Raw genomic sequence first — 20,744 nt, 5'->3', positions numbered from 1 at the left:
TGGCTCAGCCGTGACCCACTGACGACGTCATCCACGCCTGTCGCCCGCACCCCACTGGCCGCGGCCGGGCAAGAGGTGCAAGAGTAAGAACCATGCATGAGCGCGCCGGAACACCTGCCCAGCCCCAGGACCTCATCGACGTGGACGCCCTGCTCGGCGCCTACTACGACCTCGTACCGGACCCCAGTAACCCCGAGCAGAAGGTCGTCTTCGGCACCTCGGGCCACCGCGGTAGCGCCCTCGACACGGCGTTTAACGAGGCGCACATCGTCGCCACGACCGCCGCGATCGTCGAGTACCGCACCAACCAGGGCACCGACGGCCCGCTGTTCCTCGGCATCGACACCCACGCGCTGTCCGAGCCCGCCGCCCAGACCGCGATCGAGGTGCTCGCCGCCGCCGAGGTGACCGTGAAGGTCGACGCCCGCGGCAAGTTCACCCCCACGCCGTCCGTGAGCCGCGCGATCCTCGTCGCCAACGGCGCCGCCTCCCCCCAGGGCCTGCGCACCACCGGACCGGGACTGGCCGACGGCATCGTCGTCACCCCGTCGCACAACCCGCCGCGCGATGGTGGCTTCAAGTACAACCCGCCCCACGGCGGCCCGGCGGACTCCGACGCGACCAGCTGGATCGCGAACCGCGCCAACGAGATCATGGCGAACGGAGGCTGGAAGCAGGTCAAGCGCATCCCCTACGAGCGGGCACGCAAGGCCGCCACGATCGGCACCTACGACTTCATGGCTGCCTACGTCGCCGAACTGGGCGACGTCATCGACCTCGAGGCCATCCGCAACGGCGGCGTGCGCATCGGCGCCGATCCCCTTGGCGGCGCCGCGGTCGACTACTGGGGCGCGATCGGCGAGGAGCACCGCCTGGACCTCACCGTCGTCAACCCCACGGTCGACCCCACGTGGCGCTTCATGACCCTCGACTGGGACGGCAAGATCCGCATGGACTGCAGCTCCCCGTCAGCGATGGCGAGCCTGCGGGAACTCATGGCCGGTGACGCGCCGTACGACATCGCGACGGGCAACGACGCCGACTCCGACCGTCACGGCATCGTCACCCGCGACGGCGGCCTCATGAACCCCAACCACTACCTCGCGGCGGCAATCTCGTACCTCTACGGCGGCGGTCGACCGGGCTGGCCAGACGCCGCCCGCATCGGCAAGACGCTGGTCTCCTCGAGCCTCATCGACAGGGTCGGCACCAAGCTGGGCCGCACGGTGGAGGAGGTGCCGGTGGGCTTCAAGTGGTTCGTGCCCGGCCTCCTCGACGGCACCACCGGGTTTGGCGGCGAGGAGTCCGCGGGCGCCTCCTTCCTCACACGCGAGGGCAAGGTGTGGACCACAGACAAGGACGGCATCCTGCTATGCCTGCTCGCCTCCGAGATCACGGGCGCGACGGGCACCACCCCGTCGCAGATCCATCGCGGTCTCACCGACGAGCTGGGCGAAAGCTGGTACGCCCGCGTCGACGCCGCCGCGACCAAGGATGAGAAGGCCACCCTCGCGAAGCTCTCCCCAGAGCAGGTCAGTGCGACCGAGCTCGCCGGGCAGGAGATCACCGCGAAACTCACCAAGGCGCCCGGCAACGGCGCGGGCATCGGCGGCCTCAAGGTCACGACGGCCGATGCCTGGTTCGCCGCCCGCCCGTCCGGCACCGAGGACGTCTACAAGATCTACGCCGAGTCGTTCGTGTCTGAGGACCACCTCGCCGAGGTGCAGGACGCCGCCAAGACGCTCGTCAGTGAGGCGCTCGACAGCTAACGATGGGCCGATGCCGTGGCCGGGTGGGTCTTCTCGACTCACCCGGCCGCGGCGTCTTAGCGCCTGCGCCTCGCGATGATCGCGATGATCGCGCCCACCGCGAGCAACACCAGCGCGATGATCGCGATGGCCCAATGATCGAAGCCCGTGATGGGCAGGAACCCCGAGTCGCCATCCTCGCCGCCTCCCGCGGGTGGCGGGGTGGCGTCGAACTGGTTGTAGGCCATCACCGTCACGGTGGCGCCCACGCCGATCGTCACGACCGCTTCCGTGGTCGAGGCGCCCGCCGGGGTCAACCGCGTATCATCCGCGCCGCCCGTGTCGGTTTCGGTGACCACGCACTCAGAATCTGCGGCGATGCCGTCGATCTGTGTCGTGAGCGGCTGGTCGCCGCCGAGCGTGACGGAGCCATCCCAGGTGGTCACCGGATCGCCGACTCCGCGGTCCCAGGTGCATAGCACCGAGAACTCGAACGGGCCCGAGCCGCGCTCAGCGGCGCCGTCCCCACCGATGACCTTGTCGATCGCGAGTGAGCCCACCGCGAAGGTATTCGTGAGGAGCGCCGTGTTGGTGTCGCCCTCGGTCAAGACCAGCGACGACGAGGTGCCGTCGACGGTAGCCGCGCCGGCATCGGCCGTCGTCACGGTGACCGTGGTCGACGCGGCTGCCCCATCCACCAGCTCGGTGACGGTGCACTCCGACGTGGACGGCAGGCCCGTCAAGGTGACGGTCTCGCCGTCGTCGAGCACCACGAGCATCGGCGCGCCAGGAATGAGCGGCTCAAAGCCCTCGGCATAGACGTCCTGTTCGTCGCCGGAGGGATCTGTGTATACGCACGACGCGGCCACCAGGTAGGGACCGAAATCGGGCACCTCGCCGTCGGCGTTCACGACCGTGTCGTCGACCTCCTTGGTCAACGCGAGCGAGGCGAGCGCCTCGAAGCGGTTGGTCACCACCACCTCGACGGCGTCGCCCTCGCCCTCCGGGATGGTCACGACGCTGCGGCTACCGCCCGGTTTGCCCGGCGAGAACTCGGTGTAGTCCGCGCCGCCATCCTCGGGCTCGGTCACCACACAGACGGACCCGGCGATGATGCCGTCAACCTGAGTCTCGAGAGGCGCGTCTCCGCCGAGCACCACGTCGCCATCCCACACGACCGCACTTTGCGCCAGGTTGGGCCCCGCCCACACACACCTCACGTGCAACGTGAAGGGACCCGCACCGAGTGCGTCGGCACCGTCCCCGTCGAGCTGCTTGTGAAGAATCAGCGAGCCCACCGGGTACTCGTTGATGACGTCGATCTCGACCGACGTGCCGCCGCCCTCGACGGGCGGCAGGGTGAACGATGCGCCGGTTCCCGTCGTGGTCGACGAGCCGTCGACAGTCGTGACCGTGATCGTGGTGGAGTCGGCGCCCGCGACGTCGGTCTCCGTCAGCACGCAGTCGCTGTTGCTGGGAAGGTCGTCAAGCGTGACCGTCTCGCCGGGAGCGAGCGTCACGACCATCGGGTTCTCGGCGTCGTAGCCGTCAGCGAAGACCTCGTGCTCATAGACGGTGCCCGTGCCGTACACGCACATGATCTCAACGGTGAAGGGTCCCAGGGGCGGCGAGGCGCCGTCCTGGTCCTGCGCGGCCTCGTCGATCGTCTTCGTGATGTCCAGCGGCACACGCTGTTCGAAGATGTCCTGGGCGACCACTGTGACGCCGTCACCGTCGTCCACCGTGACCTCGACGTAGGGGTTTCCGTCGTCATCGACTTGCGGCTGGGACGGCGTGGCCCCGTCGGTACCGAAGAGCCAGCCGTCGGCGCCGCCGTCGTCGGTCTCCGTCACGACGCATTCGGACCCGACTACGATCCCGCTGACGGTGCGGGTCAGCGGCAGGATGCCCCCCACACGGATGTCGCCGTCGTACGTCGTGACGTCGAGCAGCGGTAGCGGGCGGTCGTACGTGCACTCGACGTGGAAGGTGAACGGCCCGTCGCCACCGTCGGCGGCGCCGGGGCCGACCGGTTGCTTGTCGATAACGATCGAACCCAACTCGTAGGTGTTGGTCACCACACCGGTGTTAGTCGTACCAGGATCGGTCGCGCTCTGCGGGTCATCGGGGGTCAGGGTGAGATCGGCCTCGTTGTCCTCAACGGTGGTGCTGCCGTCCGCGGTGGTCACGACGATGGAAACGGTCGCGGGAGACTCGTCGATGAGCAGCTCGGTGATCGTGCACTCGGCACCAGCGGGTAGCCCCGTGAAGAGCACCTCTTCCTCGTCGCTGAGCAACGCAAGCATCGGCCGAATCTGGCCGTCTGCGAGCACCGGGCCGTAGCCGTCCGCCCACGCTTGTTCGCCGAGGAACTCGCACCTCACCCAGATCGGGAACGGGCCGGCGTCCGCCGGATCGGCCGCGCCGGACCCATCGGAGCCGGCCACGTCCTTCGACACCAGGAGGGACGCCTCGTCGTAGACGTTGTCGAGTGAGGTGACCTGGAGCTCCTGGTCATCTCGAGTGACCGTCGCAGATTCGGACACCACATTCGTCTGCCCGTTGTCGCCCTCCTCGAGGTAACACTCGGCGCCATAGGGAAGGTCCTCGACCGTCACCGCTTCACCGGGTGTGAGGGTGAGAGTCTCTCGGTGAGCCTCGACAGGCTCCCCGTCGACGTCCACCGTGCACACCACTGCGACGACCAGCGACCCTGGGGCGTATTCCGCGGCCTCCCCGCTCACGGTCTTCAGCACGCTCAGGGGCCCGGTCGCCAAGGCGACACCGATCTTGTTGCCCTCGGTGGGGAGGATGTCGTCGCCGTCGGTGGTGACCGCACCCGCCGCGACCGTGTTCCACGCGATCGTGTCGGGCCCGTCCGTGGGGGACGACACGGGGGTGCGGGTCTGGATGTCGATCGTGATGACTTGGCCCGGCTGGAAGGGCGCAAAGCCCCGGAAGTCGAACTCATATTTCAGTCCGGTGACGTCGGTGTAGTCCCCGGCGAAGTCATCGATAGGGACCCACGCGCCGTCGGGACATGATCCAGGCCCCGACACGAGGTCGTCGGCGCACAGTACTGTCTCGGTGGTGCCGTACACGTCGAGTTGATACAGCAGCGGTGCGGAGATTCCGGTCTGGGGGTCAACGATCTCTGCGTACCACTCGGAGTCCCGGGCAAAGTTTTCGAGCGCGGTGAGGTCTCCCACATCGGGCATGCGGTCCACGACCGTGAGCTGGTCGAGCGGGACGTTTCCAGTATTTTCGAGGTTGAGGCGCCACGTCTCAGTGGTCCCGGGCTGGGAGATCGGAATGCACGGGGCGCCGTAGAAGCCGTCCTCGTCGGCGACGCAGTCGGCTCCCTCGACCGCGCTCGTGGTGCCCAGGCTCGGATCATCCGCCTTGACCTGCTTTGCCGCACGAATGGCGCCGCCGGCGGCAACGATCACCTGAGTCGAGCCGTCACACTCCGGCACGGCAGGGTCGAACTCATCGTCGTTGCACGCGTCGAACGGCCTGTCGCCTGCGACAGTCGCGGTGTTCTCGATCGTGGTCGACGCCAAGAGCGCGGGCCGGGTCACCATGTCAATCGTGATCGTGTAACTCTGACCCACACCAAGGGCGTAGCCGTCGGGGAACGAGAACGTGATCGTTTCGGGCGATCCACCCTCCGGGTCTTCGGCAATCGCGACCTCGGGCTCGTCCGTCGGGAGGGGCAGACCATCTCCGGGATCAGGATTGGGGCCTGTGAGCGAGAAGCCATACGGACTGTCGCCCGTCTCCGCGGCACTCGGGTCGATCTGGAGCAGCGGCCCGTCTTCGTCGGTCGGGAGCGTGTCAGTAAACACCGGATTGTAGACAGGGGTGTCGCCCGTGTTCGTGAACGTCAGAGTGTACGGAATCACCGAACCGGGACTCACGGTGCCCGCGGGGGTCTTCTCCACGCTGACGGCGGTGCGCGAATGCTCGTAGATCACCTCAGCGTCGTCGGGCTCGGCGTCCACGACGAGCGGATCACCGCCGATGGTGTCGAGATACGACTCGATCTGACCCGTCACGGTGTCACGACTGTGCCCGGCCTCGTCTTCGCCGGGCGCGGCGGGATTGCCCACGAGGTCGGTGGGTGGCTCGCCACCCGAGAGCATCTCGTCCCTGCGCTGCACGACGATCGGGATCTCTTGGACCGGGTGGACGGGACCCTCCCACTGCTCCCCATCGGCCCTGTTCATGGTGAACACGACGCCCTGCACGTTCGCGGGCGCCACCGCCGCGGGGAGGGTAGGCACAGAGCCCACGCCACCGTTGACTGAGGTGCCGCCGGTGACAGTGAGTTCGCCCCCCGGGTCACCGGTGAACGTTTGACCAGTAAGCACCGACATCTGGATCTGGTCCACGGGCGCTTGCAGCGCGAAACTCTCGTCGATGCGGACAAACTCGTAGACGTTCCAGAACGTCGGGTCGATATCGGAGACGACGACCTGCGCCGGGCGGGCACCGTCGAAGGGCTGGCTCCGGAGTACCAGGAGGAACTCCGACTGATCAGGCTCGGTCTGGATGAAGACGTCGGATTGGTCGCCGACGGTCGGCCCGAACGTCTTGTCGACGTTGAGGCCGATCTCAAACTCCACCAGATTGGCCTGCGCATCATCCTGGTCGATGGGCGCGTCGGGCTGGGTAACGGGATTGCGACCGGCGTCGTCAACGCTGCCAAAGGCGACGTTGTTGACGACGGTTCCGGCGTCCGTGGCGTCGATCACCTCCCCGCTGGTGCGGATCGTCTTTCTCAAGATCGTGCTGAAGGTCACCGTGGCGGAGGCCCCCGGCTCGATCCGCCCCACCCATTCGACACGCACGTTCGTCACTCCATCGAAGGGGCCAGTCCACTCGAGCGCGGTCGTGACGTCGGTCGTGGTGAGCACCGTCGTGTCTGAAGAGTCGGTCAACGTGATGGTGACGCCAGTGGCACCGGCAGGCATGGTGATCTCGGTGAAGCCGTCAAAGTTGAAGTACTCGAAGGTCGTCGTCGCGGCGCTGCACGCCGTGCCATCGCACAGCGTCACGGCGTCCACCGCGGCGTTCGCCGAGGTGTTGGTGACGGTCAAGGAGATCGGTGCGTGCGGGTAATCGTCGGCGTCGGTCACCACGGGCGGGATGCCGACCTCGTTGTCCGTCCAGGTCTTGTCGATCGACACGCCGAGCGTGTCGTCAAGAAGGAGGACCTCGTCCTGCTCCGTGTCGGAGATGTCGTCGCGGTCAGTGAAGTCAGCGACGGCCTGGGCCTGATTCCACACGAGGCCCTCATCGGGTTCCCCGGCGCCAAGGGCGTCGTCGTTGTACAGCGTGTGGCCGGTCACCGGAACCGAGGCATCGGAGCGTAGCCAGTCGCGCAGTTCGAAGACGAGATCGATGGGACGCGTGTTGTTGATCGAGCGAGCCACTCCAGAACCCACGGGCGGTGCGGCGGGATCGGTCGACGAGGCTCGCGCGGGGCTCTCGACGAAGACGAACTGCACCGCCGTCGTGGTCTCGCGCTCGGTAGCCGTCAGCGCGATCTGCGGGAGCTGGCCCGTGCACTCGGGCGCGACCGTTCCCACATCACCGCAAGGGCTGTTCGCCGCGCTGTTCCACGTGCCCGAGTCCTGGTTGTACAGCAACACCGCCTCAACCGCGTCGAACTCGATATATGGATCCGTGTCCGGTGTGATCGCCGTGATGCTCACGAGGTCGAACGCGTCGTACACGCTGTCGGCAAGAGCGGGCGGCCCTGGGACATCGGTGATGGTGACCGACTCCGCGTTGGAGTATCCGCCTGTGGACCACGAGATGCGTGCCGTCGCCCGGTCGCCGCTGCGCGCGAAGAGTTGCGGCGGCTCTCCTCCCAGCCAGTTTTTATCCATCAGATCACCCACTCCGGGCCCCACGGGGTCCTCGGGGTCATACACATTGACGGTGTCGCACGCTGTGGATGGAGTGGATGCGGTCCCTGCCGCTGTCTGCGCACTCGAACTGGTGCAGTTCTCCAGGCCAAGGAGGGGCAGTGCGACATCGGCCGAGCCGTCGAAGTCCATCACGATGTTCGGGTACACGGTGGTGCCGGGAGGGAAGCCCTCATCCGAATGGAAGACGAACTGGAGGCCACCGATGTCACCAGGGGCCGGCGGCGCGTTCGCGGCGATGTCGTAGGAGAAGGGCGACTCGGTGGACGGTACGTCCACCACAAGCGGCTCCCACGAGTCCCCGTCCCAGTAGTTCACCGTGAGAGTCGCGCCTGGAGGGATCACCACGTTGGTGATGCGATCAGGGTTGAACGCGTCCCAATAGTCGGAGCTCGCGGCCGGGTTGATCGGATCCTGGACCACAATGTCCTGCGCGTTCCCCGTGGACGATCCCTCGGGGTCCGCACCCGGGGCGGGCCTACCAGCAATGCCGCCCGCGAGCTCGAGCACGGTCCACTCGCCGTCCTCGCCGAGGATGTCACTGGGGACAATGGTCTTTCCCGAGGTCGAGGTGAGGGTCTCGAGGTAGGAATACAGGGTGTCGTCATCCGTAGCACTGCCCGAGGCTCCCCCACCGGTGGTGCCGGTGGTCGTCATCTCGTTGTCGAGCGGGGTCAGCACGGAGGGGTCTTCGGCGTCCGTGCCGACGGTGGTGACGACAGTGGCGGACGCTCCAGGGTCCATGGCGCCGGTGAAGTCGACGCTGAAGCGCGCCACTTCACATCCACTGGAAGGATCGCCGGGGACGTCCCCGTCCGCGAAGGACACGATCTCGTCGCTACCGTCGGCGCAGTAGTACGTCACTGAGGCATCCGTGGCTCCCGCAGGCCACACGGGCGCGGAGGCAAAGCCCTCGAACGACATCGAGGAGTCAAAGCCTGGCACGTGGAGGTCGCCTGCCGCAGACGGTTCGATGATCGACAACTCCTCGACGGGGAGGTCGCCGGTCACGCCCGCGACGAGAGTGGCGTCCGAGGTCTCGCCGTGAAGAATGGAGACCGGGTCGAACGACTTGTCCGCCGTCACGTCAGGGATGTTCGCCTCGATCGTGTAGGAGGCGTCCCCGTTGTCCGTCGCCGTCTCATCGTCGCGCTCCACGGTGGATGACACGGTGTTGTCGACGACGAGGTTGCTCGCCAGTTCTCCCAGATCGCGTTGGACGGCGTCGATCGCGATGTCCACGGTGGAGCCGGGGAGGATGAACGCGTCGTCGGATGAGGTTGAGAACGTGATCCGTACGCCGCGGATCTCGTCGGGGTCGACGCTTCCGGGCAAGGCGGCGCTGGTGTCCGGCGTGCCGTTGACCCAACCCGAGTCCGTGTACACATCGATCTGCACCAGATCGGCATCGGCGGGGAACGCGCCTACGACGAGGTCGGTGATCGCGAGTGAGTCGAACGGGTTAGGCGACGCTGCCGGATCCGCCGGCTCGACGATCACCATCTCGTCGGCGCCCGTCTCCGATTCGTTGCTCGCGGTGATGGTGATGGTCGTCTCGCTACCGGGCTCAGCGAGACCACTGTCCGGCGTAAACGTCTTCTCGACATCGGTATCGAGCACCAGGGGTACCTCGGGAACGACCGTCGCCGTGTCCGAGTCCGGGTCGGTGTCTGGGTTACTCGCGGTGAACTCCGCCTCGTTAATGATCGGCACGCCGTTGTCGTCGTAGGTGAGCGAATCAGCCACGACGGGAATCTGAATCGTCGCCGTGGTGCCCTGCAACATGCCCTGGCCACCCTCGGGGTCATCGAACGGTGTGGTGAACGACACCGACGCGTCCGATCCCCCCGCCTCGCCGCTCACGCTGAAGGAGTTTCCCGAACTGATGACCTGAGGCGGCCCCGTGAGGTGGAACTGAGGGGGAAGTGTGTCGGTGACAGTGGCATCGGTGCAGCCCGACTCGGGGATCGCACTCGAATACACACAGCTGATCTGGATCGTGTAGAGGAACTCGTCCCCAGGGGTGATGTTCTCTTGCGACACGCTCTTGGTGATCGTGAGCCCCGCCGGGCCCTCGGCACTTGCTGGCCCCGCGACGGTCACGACGGCGAGCAACGCGACCAGCAGGGCCACGAGCCCCCGGCCATGCCGCTGCGCGCCACGGTCCCGCCGAGCTCGCTGCCAGCCTGTCTGCGCCATCACTCGTACCCCGATCGCCGAACGCCCGTCATCGACGATGCGTCTTCCGCCACGCTAGCCCACAGCGGCCGTTTTGGCCCCATGAATGGGCGCGCCATACCTGGGACGACGCTCCAGAGCGGCCCCGACACGGCACTGGTCACGCCGGGCCTGGACCGCCGCTGGTCGGTGTGCGAGTCTTGCGATCATGACGAGAGCAACCCGGACGTTGATCCTCGCGCTGGTCGCCGCGTTGGCACTGGCCGGGTGCTTGCGTGTCGACATGGATGTGACACTGAACGAGGACGACACGGTCAGCGGCACCGTGCTCATGGCGGTACAAAGCGGCGCGGGCGACCTGCTCGGTGTGAGCGACGACGAACTCATCGACCAGATGCTCGGCGACGTCGGCGGCGATCTAGCGCAAGGCGATGTCTCGGATTATGCCGAGGATGGCTACGTAGGCAAGCAGGTCACGTTCGACCACCAACCGTTCTCGGCACTCGACTTCGACAGCGATGAGCTGTCGATCACGCGCGAAGGCGATGACTACCTCGTGGAGGGATCCTTGGCGGCCAGCGATGACGCTGGCGACCTTGGGGAGCTCCCCTCGGACGCCACCATGACGCTATCGCTCACATTCCCAGGCGACGTGACGGAGACCAATGGTGAACTCGACAGTTCGGGCCATACGGTGACGTGGGACCTTCTTCGCGGGCCGTACAGCATTGAGGCACGCGGCGGCGCGCGTGCAGAGGATGACTTCCCGCTGTGGATCGTGCTCGTCATTGGCCTCTTCGCCGGTGTGGGCGCCGGGATTGCACTCGTCGTCGCCACGCGCCGACGGCGGGGGCCGAGCGGTGGAGAGGCGACGCCGGACACCGCGACACCGGGCATGGATGCCGCCCCCACAGGGGAAACGGCCGTCACCCATGGGGGGCTCGTCGCCCCGGAGGACCGGCACGGCGATGCCACGCGCGCCGAGCGCGAGACGCCGAATGATGCCACCGTGCGCCCTGAACTACCTGAGGACGACGGCGACGCTCCCTCCTCCCGCCGATGAAGAAAGTCATCCGATGGGCCGCCGCGAGTGTGGCCGTCGTGGCCCTGGCCGGCTGCGTGCGCGCGACGGCGGACACGACCTTCAGCGACGACGACACCTTCAGTCAGCACACCATCGTCGCCTACAGCGACTCGGTGGCAAGTCAGATCACTGACTACCTCGGGGTCGATGTCGACTCACTCGTGGGAAACGTGGGCGACTCCGACGACTTCCGAGCCTTCGCGGACCGTTTTCCCGGTCAGGTGAGCCTCGAGCCCTACGCCAGCGGCGAGCTCGAGGGCATCGAGTTGACGCTCACGGACATTCCCCTAGAGGAGTTCAGCGAGGCCTCCACGCAGGCCCTCGCGAGCGTCGAGGCGAGTGCCACGGTCGAGCAGAAGGACGGCGCCTTCGTCGTCGACATCCGCAGGGGAGGCGAGGACGCGCTCGCCGGGCTGGGGGTGGGTCCGTCCAACCTTGCGCTGGCGGAGTCTGCGGTCGATGTTGAGGCAACCTTCACCTTCCCCGGGCTGGTGCAGTCAGCGACGGCGGGAACGGTCGAGGGTCACACTGTCACGCTGGGGCTGACGGACCTCGCCACCACTCCTCAGATTCGCATGGTGGCCGATGCCGGCGAGGCGATCGACTGGGGGCCGATCCTGCTGTGGATCGGGATCGCCGCAGCATTGGCCCTGATCATCGGTGGCGCCGCCTGGCTCATCGTCGACGACCGTAAGAAGTCCCGCGTCACCCACCTCCCACCGCCACGGGTCGCCGACCAGTGAGACGATGGGCCACGTGCTCGCCCCCTATCGATCGATCCTGAGCCGCCCCGGCGCGGCTGCCTTCGCCTTCTCCGGGCTCCTCGCCCGCGTGCCGATGGCGATGTTCAACATCTCCTTCATCCTGATGGTGCAGATCGAATACGGCAGCTACGAGATGGCGGGACGCGTCGCCGCAATTGGCATCCTGTGCTGGGCTCTTCAGACCGTGCCGACCAGCCGGCTCGCCGACCGCATCGGCCAACGCGCCGCCATGATTCCGCTCGCCACGCTGCACGTCATCGGCGCGGCCGTCGGCGTGTGGGCCGCCGTCAACGGCGAACCCGAATGGGTGCTGTGGGTCGCCGTGATCCTGGCGTCGTTCCAGGGCCCGCTGGGTTCGCTCACCCGCGCGCGGTGGTCGCACATGCTCGACTCGGACGACGACATTCACACCGCCTTCGCCCTCGAGGGCGCACTCGACGAGGTGCTGTTCATCTCCGGCCCCGCCCTCGCGACCATCCTCGCCACGACCGTGTGGCCGGGCGCTGGCATCCTGGTCTCGACGGGCGCCATGATCATCGGCCTGACCATCCTGCTTTCCCAGGGCTCAACGCAGCCGCCGCCGCGCAAGACCGCGGGCTCTGCGAGCCTGGGACTCACGATTCCGCCGTCGATCATCGCCGCCACCGTCGTGTCCCTCGGCATCGGCACCATGTTCGGCTCCATCGACATCTCGTTCGTCGCCTTCGCCGAAGAGGCGGGCCACAAGGGATGGTCCGGCCTCGCGCTCGGCGTCGTCGCGCTCGGCTCGTTCTCGGGCGGCCTCCTGTATGGCACGCGCCACTGGCGCACGCCGCTGTGGAAGCGTTTCATCATCGGCTGCGCGATCCTCGCGGGCGGCATGCTGGTCCTCGCGTTCTCGGTCAACATGCTGATGCTCGCCGTCGTCGGCTTCTTCGCGGGCATCGCCATCGCGCCGACCCTGACCAACTGCGACACGATCGTTCAGCGCGTCGTGAATCGCGACCAGATCACCGAAGGCATGGGGTGGCTGCGCATCGGCCAGGGCGTCGGAGTCAGCGTCGGGGCATGGGTGGGGGGATACCTGGTGGACACCATCGACGCTCAGGCAGGTCTCGCGCTCTCCGCCGGCGCCGCCATCACCATGTTCGGTCTCGCTCTCGTCACCGCCCCGATCATCCGTCGCGGCACCGAACGACCCGGTCCCCAGGCGGATCTTCCCGACGCCCCACCCCCGTCCATGCACGGCGCCGACGGGTGGATCGACGCCCCACCCGTACCTCCCAACAGCTGACGACCTCCCGGAGGCCGGCGACCGCATCGGCCCCTGTGGCGCGGCTCACGCGCGGCGTGTCGCCTACACGGGACCAAGTGCCCATGGACCGCCATCACGAGGCCCGTAATCTCGTAGATGTCGTCAGGTGACACCGCGGTCGCCGACAAAGATGTGGCTCAGGCGGCCATCCGGGGACTAGGTCGCCTGAGCCCACTTTTTCCGGCGACCGGCGCCTCCCGCCCCTCCCCCCGAGGCGCCGGTCACCGGATATTTTTTGCCCGCTTACGCTTTCTCCATGGACCTCTACGTGGCGAACGCCATGCTCACCATGGTCGCCACGGCCGTGCTGATCCCCGTCGCCATGCTGCCCATCCTGGGCCACACCGTGCGCTACTACGGACGCTTGCGCGGATGGCCCATGCTCGCGGCGCTCGGGCTGATGGGCTCGGCGATCGCCCTGGCCGTCTTCACCATCCTGCCCCTGCCGGACAGCGCCGACCTCGCGTGCACCACGCCGGTGTCATGGCAGCTCGACCCCGGCGCAAGCCTGCGACAAATCTTCGACAGTTACGAAGGTCAAGGCGGACGGGCGACGGCAACGTCCTTCACGTTCCTGCAGTTTGCCGCCAACGTCGCCCTCTTCATGCCGTTCGGCTTCTTCCTTCATCAGGCCAGCCGCTGGCCCGGCCTCGCCGTCGTGGCGGTGGGCGCGAGTGCCTCGATGCTCATCGAACTGTCCCAGGGCACCGGTTTTTTCGGTGTGTTCCCGTGCCCGTACCGCATGTTCGATGTCGACGACATCCTCGCCAACACCGGTGGCGCCCTCTTGGGCCTCATCGTCTCGTACATCGCCATTGGGCTGTTCCCGTTCACGCGACCGCCACGCGAGCCCGACCTCGCGGCCCCGGGCCGGGTCCGGCGCGCGGTGGCCGTCATCGCCGACCTCGGCCTTGCGCTGGCGGCCGTCACCCTCGTCGAGGGCGGCCAGGCTGTGCTGGACGCCCTCGCCGACGGGTACGACGTCACCGTCCCGGTCGCCATGCCAACCCGCGTCGACACCTGGGTGACCGTGGTCGCCGTGGGGCTCTTGGGGCTGGGTGTGCCGCTGTTGCGACGCGACCGCGCGACCCTCGGCCAGGCCGTCATGAATGTCGCACCCGTGTCCGTCGACAGACCCACCACGCCACCACCGGTCTGGGCAGTTCTCGTGCGCGCCGTGCTGCGCTGGGCGCCTTGGGCGATCAGCCCCACCCTCGCCGGTCCGCTCGCGCTGATGATCGAACTCGCGGTCTCGTTCGTGCGCGCGGATCGGCGCTCGCTCACCGGTCTCGCCACACTCACCCGCACCCGATCGGTGCCCGCCATCCGCGCGGACCGCTACACGGCGACCGCCGACACCACCGTCATGGACCCCCTCGAGTAGCCGCTAGCCTGACGCGCATGAGCGCACGCATCGCGATCGTCACCACCGTCGACCTCGAGGTCCCCGACGCGGACGAGCAGTTGCTCCTGCCCCACCTCCCAGAGGCAGAGCTGGTGGCGTGGGACGACCCCGCGGTGGACTGGTCGGCCTACGACGTGGCGATCCTGCGTTCCACGTGGAACTACACCGAGCGGCTCGAGGAGTTCCGCACCTGGGCCGGGAAGGCGTCGGCCGTGACACGGCTGGTCAACCCCCTCGAGACCCTCGTGTGGAACACAGACAAGCGCTACCTCGACGACCTCGCCGAGCGGGGCATCCCGGTGGTGCCCACGCTCTTCGTGGCGCCTGGTGACGAGGTGGTGGCCGATGCGGTGGCGGGCTCCGTGGTCGTCAAGCCGTCCGTGGGTGCTGGCTCGGCAGGCGCCGGCCTGTTCCATGACGACCCCGCCGCCGCACTCGCTCACGTCGCCTCCCTCCACTCCGACGGTCGCATCGCGATGGTGCAGCCGTACCTGTCGCAGGTAGACACCCACGGCGAGACGGCCCTGATCTACCTGGGCGGACGCTTCTCCCACGCCGCACGCAAGGCCGCCATCCTGTCGCGTGGCATGAGCTGGTCGACCGGCCTCTACGCGGACGAGAAGATCACGCCGTGCAAGCCCACCGACGCCGAGCGCACGCTAGCCGACCGCGTGGTCGCGACCCTGCCGGCGGGCCTCGCCTACGCCCGGGTGGACCTGCTGCCCACCGACGACGGTCCCGTGCTGCTCGAGCTGGAACTCACCGAGCCGAGCCTGTTCCTGGGCATGGATCCCGAGGCCCCGGCACGTGCCGCGGCGGTGTTCCGCGCACTGCTGGACTGACGGCGGCCGTGAGCCTCCTAGCGCCGCTGGGCGGGCTGCCCGTCGAAGAGGTCGAGCAGATACTCCGTGCCGCCACAGTCCGCGACGATCCTGTCGGCCTCGAACGTGCCCTTGCGCGGCCCCTCGACGGGCTTGCAGCCGGGCGACGGCGGGTCGAAGGGCACGTCGTCGTTCGCATCGGACTCGAGGTTGTGGACAATCCAGATCTCGTCCTCGATCCGGTCGGTCGACGGGTCGCGGTAGACGCCGTGGTAGACGGCGCGCATGCCCTCGGGGTCGATCCACGCCTCGAGTCCCTGACCGGGCGAAAAGCCCTGTCCCACGGCCGTCGCGATGCGCTCGTCGACGAGTGAGTCCACGAACTCCTCGCCGTCACGCCAGAACACGCCTGTGGAGTACCCGCCCTCGTCGTAGGCGCCCCACAGGTCCAGGCCGTCGGGCTGCGTGCCGATCACCTCGACGTTGCCCACGCCGCCGTCGACCTCGTTCGCATCGGGCACGACTCCCCCGGCCCAGGCGGCATCGGCCTCACCGGTCGGCATCGACAGCGCGGTGACCTGTGCGAGGCCGGGGCGTCCGCCGCGGCGCATCCAGGCGACGTCGGTGACCGGATCCCAGTCGACCACGCTCATGCGGTAGTCGTTGCGCAGTTCGTCCGTGACGAGAAAGAGGTCGCTGCTGGGGCTGACCAGGACGAGTGACTGGCGATCGGACAGCGACGCGTCGCCGTCGCCCTCACCCTCGCGGATGACGGTGACGTTCCACGAGTCGTCGTTCACGTCCCACACCCAGTCCGCCATCTCGTGCATCGGCGGCGACTCTTCCGACGCGGGCTCGACCAGGGGCGGCATGTCCTCCCCCGCGGCCTCGAGCCAGGCCGGCTTGCCGCTCGTGGCGGGCCCGGCGGCCTCCTGGGTGGCCACCGCATCGGCCCCGTCCAAGGCGGACGGCAGGAAGCCGAACTCCGACAGCGCCCAATAGGCGCCGTACCCCGCCCCCGCGAGGATCAGCACCGTGATAATCGCCCCGACGGGCACCCGCCCCGCGTCGTCGTGCCAACCCATGTCAGGCAGACTAGACGGCTCGCCGAGACCAGCGGGGGCGGCACACCGGCCAACGAGTGCGGTGGGTCTCATGCCACTTGCGCCGCGGGCCCGCGTCCGATTGAGTGGCCCCTATGCCCGTGCCTGCCACCGAGACGACCCTGCCCGACCCGCTGTCCACCCTGAGCCTCGCTCGGCTGCGTGAGCGCACCAGCGCGAAGTGGCGCCGGTACGACCCGGACGTGCTGCCGCTGTGGGTTGCGGAGATGGATGTCGAGCTCGCCCCTCCCATTCGCGAGGTGCTGGAGCGCGCCATCGCGACGGGCGACATGGGTTACGCCTCGGGCACCGCCTACACCGAGGCACTGTCGGCCTTCGCGTCGCGTCGGTGGGGCTGGGAGGCCTCGCCCGGGCAGATGACGACGGTGGCCGATGTCATCACCGGCTACACGGACATCCTCACGTTGCTGACGGAGCCGGGCGGCCAGATCGTCGTCAACCCCCCGGTCTATCCGCCGTTCTACTCGTACCTCAAGGCCGCCGGCCGGCGCATCGCCGAAGCCCCCCTCGGCGACGACATGCGTCTGGACCTCGCCGCGCTCGAGGAGACGTTCCGCAACGTCACCGCCGAGGGCGCGCCCGCGGCCTATCTCCTGTGCAACCCGCACAACCCGGGTGGCACCGCCCACACCCGCGCTGAGCTCGAGGGCGTGGCCGCCCTTGCCGAGCGGTACGGGGTGCGCGTGGTCTCGGACGAGATTCACGCCCCGCTGTTCTACGAGGGCGAGACGTTCGTGCCCTACCTGTCCGTGGCGGGAGCCGAGCGTGGCTTCTCCGTCATGGCCGCGTCCAAGGCCTGGAACCTCGCGGGCATCCCTGCGGCGATCATCATCGCGGGCACCAAGGCGGCCGACGAACTCGCGGCCTACGGCAACTCGGCCCACCATGGCCCGACCCACTTCGGCACCCTTGCCCAGACGGCGGCGTACAACGAGGGCGAGCCGTGGCTCGACTCGCTGCTGCCTAGCCTGGACCGCAATCGCCGGCTCCTCGCGACGCTGCTCGAGGAGCATCTTCCCGGCGTGCGGTACACCCTGCCCGCCGCGACCTACCTCACGTGGCTCGACTGCCGCGAGCTCGACCTCGGCCACGATCCGGCCGCGCACTTCCTCGAGCACGCCCGCGTGGCGCTGAACTCGGGGCTCACGTTCGGCACCGGCGGGGCCGGGCACGTGCGCCTCAACATCGCGACCCACCCCGACATCCTCACGGAGGCCGTGCGCCGTATGGGCGCCTCCACCCACCGCGGCTAGGCCGCGAGCGTCAGCGCTGCCACACCAGCGTGTAGCGCCACAGGAGCTTCTTGGAGAACTCAATACCCGGCATGAGCGCCGCGGCCGTATCGCGCACCTGCGCGTAGGTCTGCGGCGTCGGCCACACGCACGGCGAACCGTGGTCCCAGTAGCCGCGGAAGAGCTTGTGGCCCTTGTCCACGACGGACGCGACCATCTCGCGCGGAATGTCCACCACGCCGCCCTTGGCCATACCGACCACGAGCAGCACCCCACCGGGAGCGACCAGGTCGCGTAGCCGGGTGAGGCCCTCGACCAGGTCCATGTGGTGAACCGACGCGTTGGCGACGACGACGTCGTAGGTTCCGGCGGGAAGCGCGTCCGTAAGGGCGTCACCCTCGATGAAGGTGATGGACTCGCTGCCCTGGGCGCGCGCACGCCGGATCGACTCCGCGTCCTCGTCGATCGCCGTGACGGCGAGACCCCGCTCCACAAGGCGTCGCGCCATGAAGCCCTCGCCGCAGCCCACATCCACGGCGGTGCGCGCACCCTCGGGGATGCGCTCCAGCAGCGCCTCGCCATAGTGGATGTTGTAGTTCCAGCGCTTGGCGTCGGGCTTGTCGTCGTCGCTCATGGCCCTATGGTGCCAGGCTTGCGGAAGGCCGATGCCGTGGCTGGCTATGCGAAAATGCCGCGGTGGGCATGAGGGCGACAGCACGGCTAGGCCGCGCCGCCGTCGCGGCGACGGTCGCGACTGGCGTCGCGCTCGGCTCGCACGTGCTGGGCGGCGGCGCGATGCCGTCGGCTCCCGGTGTGCTCGTGCCGCTCGCGCTGTCCTTCGCCGTGTGCGTCCAACTCGCAGGACGCACGGTGTCCTGGTGGCGCACGGGTGTCGGTGTGGCCGCGAGCCAGGCCCTCTTCCACGCTCTGTTCGTGCTCGGCGCGGGAGGCGTGACGGTGACCGCCGCCACGCATGCCCATCATCTCGAGGCGGGCGCACTGACGGTCCCGGCTGGCGCGCACGGTGGACACGGTGGAGGCGTCATGAGCATCGCGCACGTCGTCGCCGCGCTCGTCACCACCGCCGCACTCGTGCGACTCGACTGGGCGCTCGCCAGCGCCGGCGCCGCACTCGACGTGATCGTCGCTGCACTCGTGCGCAACCTCGCGGCGCCCCGCGCCTCGGCCCCGTCCGCAGGCCACACCGCTGCGCTCTGTCGCATCCCCGCGCTCCGTCCGCTGGTGCTCGCCAGTGGCAGCGGCCTGCGAGGTCCTCCCGTCAGGTGAGACATCCCGCCAACCTGGCGGGAGCTTCGGCCATCCCCGCGGATGGCCTTCTCACCGTTACCCCGGGGCGGTTTGTCCCCACCTGACTGGAGTTACCCATGAACGCTGTCCTTACCCCTGCGCGCCTCGGCGCGCTCGCCGCCGTCGCGGCCCTGTCTCTGTCCGCCTGCGCCTCCGCCGACGAGCCCGGCGAGATCACCATCACCGACCCCTGGGTCAAGGCCGCCGAGTCCGGCATGACCGCGGCCTTCGGCGACCTCACCAATGGCACCGATGAGACCGTGGTGCTCGTCTCCGTCGACACCTCGGCCTCGCCCACGAACGAGCTGCACGAGACCCTCTCGGACGCCTCTGGCGGCATGTCGATGAGCCAGAAGGAGGGCGGCTTCGAGATCGCTCCGGGGGAGAAGCTCACCCTCGAGCCGGGCGGCAACCACGTCATGATGATGGACGTCACCGAGCCCATCGAGGCCGGCGACACCGTCGATTTCACGCTGACCTTCGAGGACGGCTCGACCTTCGACTTCACGGCGGACGCCAAGGACTACACGGGCGCGCAGGAGTCGTACACGCCCCAGGAGCCCATGGACATGGATTCCTGATGCCCGGGGACGCGACTGACACCGGTCGCGGCCTCAGCCGGCGGGGGTTCCTCTTAGGAGGAGCCGCCGCCGGCGTGGGCGCGGCCGTCGCGCTCGGCGCGGACCGGCTGGTGGGCGCAGGTGCGGGGCTGCCGGACCAGCGTCAGGCGGAGCTCGATGCGGCGGGCCTCAACGGCGCCCGCACGGTGACGTTTCATGGCGACCACCAGAGCGGCATCGACACCCCCATCGCCGCCCACGCGACCTATCTAGGTCTGAGGCTGCTCGAGAGGACCGACCGCGAGGCGCTGGCACGCATGATGCGGGTACTCACCGACGATGCCGAACGGCTGATGTCGGGCGAGGGAGCACTCGCCGACACCGAGCCCGAGCTCGCGACCGTCCCGGCAGCCCTCACGGTGACCTTCGGGTTCGGGCCCGAACTCGTCCGGCGGGCGGCCGGAGCCGCCGCCGTGCCCGCATGGTTGGGGCCCCTGCCCGCGTTCGAGATCGATGCCCTTGACCCGCGGTGGTCGGGCGGCGACCTGCTCATGGTGGTGAGCGCGGACGATCCGGTGACGGTCGCTCATGCGGTGCGGATGCTGCTCAAGGACTCGCGCTCCTTCGCATCACTCGCGTGGCGTCAAGACGGCTTCCGGCGCGCCTACGGCTCCGAGGTCTCCGGCACCACCATGCGCAACCTGTTCGGCCAAGTCGACGGCACCACCAACCCGGAGCCGGGAACTGCGGGGTTTGACGCCGTGGTGTGGTGTACGGGTACCGGCGCGACCGCCTGGGTGTCGGGCGGCACCTCGTTGGTGCTCCGCCGCATCCGGATGAACCTCGACACGTGGGACGAGGTGGATCCGACCGCACGCTCGTTTGCCGTGGGTCGGCGGATCACCGATGGCGCTCCGCTCACGGGTTCACGCGAGGCGGATGCGCCGGACTTCGAGGCCACCACCGCGGCGGGCAACACGGTCATCTCCCCCGTGGCGCACATCGCGCGGTCGCGCCCGGTCGACTCACGCGAGGTGATCTTCCGGCGCGGCTACAACTACGACGTGGCGCCCGCCGGCGGCGGAGTCTCAGAGACGGGCCTGCTCTTCGCGAGTTTCCAGGCGGACGTTGACGCACAGTTCACCCCCATCCAGCGACGCCTCGACGAGGCGGATCTCCTGAATGAATGGACCACACCGATCGGGTCCGCGGTGTTTGCGATACCGCCGGGCTGCGCGCCCGGAGGTTTCATCGGCGAGACGTTGCTCGCGTGAGGCAGTCACGGCAAGG

At 68.4% G+C, this 20,744-nt stretch carries 13 protein-coding genes; 10 read left to right on the top strand and 3 right to left on the bottom strand.

The genetic code is table 11. The features are described 5' to 3' along the window. Positions 1-92: 92 nt before the first annotated feature. On the top strand, positions 93-1,769 hold the full coding sequence (gene pgm / locus B7K24_RS02780; RefSeq protein WP_084128554.1) for a phosphoglucomutase (alpha-D-glucose-1,6-bisphosphate-dependent): 1,677 nt from the start codon (positions 93-95) through the stop codon (positions 1,767-1,769). Between the two features lie 56 nt (positions 1,770-1,825). On the opposite strand, the gene B7K24_RS02775 is transcribed toward pgm, so the two are convergent. Continuing rightward, a complete protein-coding gene (locus tag B7K24_RS02775) occupies positions 1,826-9,817 on the bottom strand; it encodes a DUF5979 domain-containing protein (RefSeq protein WP_159449121.1) in 7,992 nt (2,663 codons plus the stop codon). Positions 9,818-10,070: 253 nt separating this feature from the next. On the opposite strand from B7K24_RS02775, the gene B7K24_RS02770 reads away from it, so the two are divergent. From B7K24_RS02770 to B7K24_RS02750, 5 genes are all read left to right on the top strand, one after another. After that, positions 10,071-10,925, top strand: a complete 855-nt coding sequence (locus B7K24_RS02770; RefSeq protein WP_144268086.1) for a hypothetical protein — start codon at positions 10,071-10,073, stop codon at positions 10,923-10,925. Continuing rightward, positions 10,922-11,689, top strand: a complete 768-nt coding sequence (locus B7K24_RS02765; protein ID WP_084128549.1) for a hypothetical protein — start codon at positions 10,922-10,924, stop codon at positions 11,687-11,689. The genes B7K24_RS02770 and B7K24_RS02765 overlap by 4 nt, the downstream gene beginning before the upstream one ends. A 13-nt stretch (positions 11,690-11,702) precedes the next feature. After that, positions 11,703-12,983 carry an MFS transporter gene (locus B7K24_RS02760; protein ID WP_159449120.1) on the top strand — a complete coding sequence of 427 codons (1,281 nt, stop codon included), beginning with the start codon at positions 11,703-11,705 and terminating at the stop codon, positions 12,981-12,983. A 277-nt stretch (positions 12,984-13,260) separates the two neighbouring features. After that, positions 13,261-14,388 carry a VanZ family protein gene (locus B7K24_RS02755; protein WP_084128546.1) on the top strand — a complete coding sequence of 376 codons (1,128 nt, stop codon included), beginning with the start codon at positions 13,261-13,263 and terminating at the stop codon, positions 14,386-14,388. Positions 14,389-14,405: 17 nt separating this feature from the next. Then, positions 14,406-15,251 (top strand): RimK family alpha-L-glutamate ligase, encoded by an 846-nt coding sequence (locus tag B7K24_RS02750; RefSeq protein WP_084128544.1) that lies wholly within the window; start codon positions 14,406-14,408, stop codon positions 15,249-15,251. 17 nt (positions 15,252-15,268) lie between these two features. On the opposite strand, the gene B7K24_RS02745 is transcribed toward B7K24_RS02750, so the two are convergent. Beyond that, positions 15,269-16,315, bottom strand: a complete 1,047-nt coding sequence (locus B7K24_RS02745; RefSeq protein ID WP_144268085.1) for a hypothetical protein — start codon at positions 16,313-16,315, stop codon at positions 15,269-15,271. 113 nt (positions 16,316-16,428) lie between these two features. Between B7K24_RS02745 and B7K24_RS02740 the strand changes: the two genes are divergently transcribed. Next, complete coding sequence (locus B7K24_RS02740) at positions 16,429-17,607, top strand: MalY/PatB family protein (RefSeq protein ID WP_084128541.1); 1,179 nt, start codon at positions 16,429-16,431, stop codon at positions 17,605-17,607. A 10-nt stretch (positions 17,608-17,617) separates the two neighbouring features. On the opposite strand, the gene B7K24_RS02735 is transcribed toward B7K24_RS02740, so the two are convergent. Continuing rightward, positions 17,618-18,220: a bifunctional 2-polyprenyl-6-hydroxyphenol methylase/3-demethylubiquinol 3-O-methyltransferase UbiG gene (locus B7K24_RS02735; RefSeq protein WP_084128540.1), complete on the bottom strand. Its 603-nt coding sequence runs from the start codon at positions 18,218-18,220 to the stop codon at positions 17,618-17,620. A 68-nt stretch (positions 18,221-18,288) separates the two neighbouring features. On the opposite strand from B7K24_RS02735, the gene B7K24_RS02730 reads away from it, so the two are divergent. From B7K24_RS02730 to B7K24_RS02720, 3 genes are all read left to right on the top strand, one after another. After that, a complete protein-coding gene (locus B7K24_RS02730) occupies positions 18,289-18,873 on the top strand; it encodes a hypothetical protein (RefSeq protein ID WP_144268084.1) in 585 nt (194 codons plus the stop codon). A gap of 98 nt (positions 18,874-18,971) precedes the next feature. After that, on the top strand, positions 18,972-19,475 hold the full coding sequence (locus B7K24_RS02725; RefSeq protein ID WP_084128537.1) for a copper chaperone PCu(A)C: 504 nt from the start codon (positions 18,972-18,974) through the stop codon (positions 19,473-19,475). Next, entirely contained in the window at positions 19,475-20,728 is a 1,254-nt protein-coding gene (locus B7K24_RS02720) for a Dyp-type peroxidase (protein ID WP_084128535.1), read from the top strand. Before B7K24_RS02725 ends, B7K24_RS02720 begins: the two co-directional genes overlap by 1 nt. The last annotated feature ends 16 nt before the right edge of the window (positions 20,729-20,744 follow it).

Source organism: Demequina sp. NBRC 110055 (assembly GCF_002090135.1).
Lineage (GTDB): Bacteria > Actinomycetota > Actinomycetes > Actinomycetales > Demequinaceae > Demequina.
The sequence above is the reverse complement of the archived record's forward strand: the minus strand, read 5'-3'. Positions and strand labels throughout refer to the sequence as shown.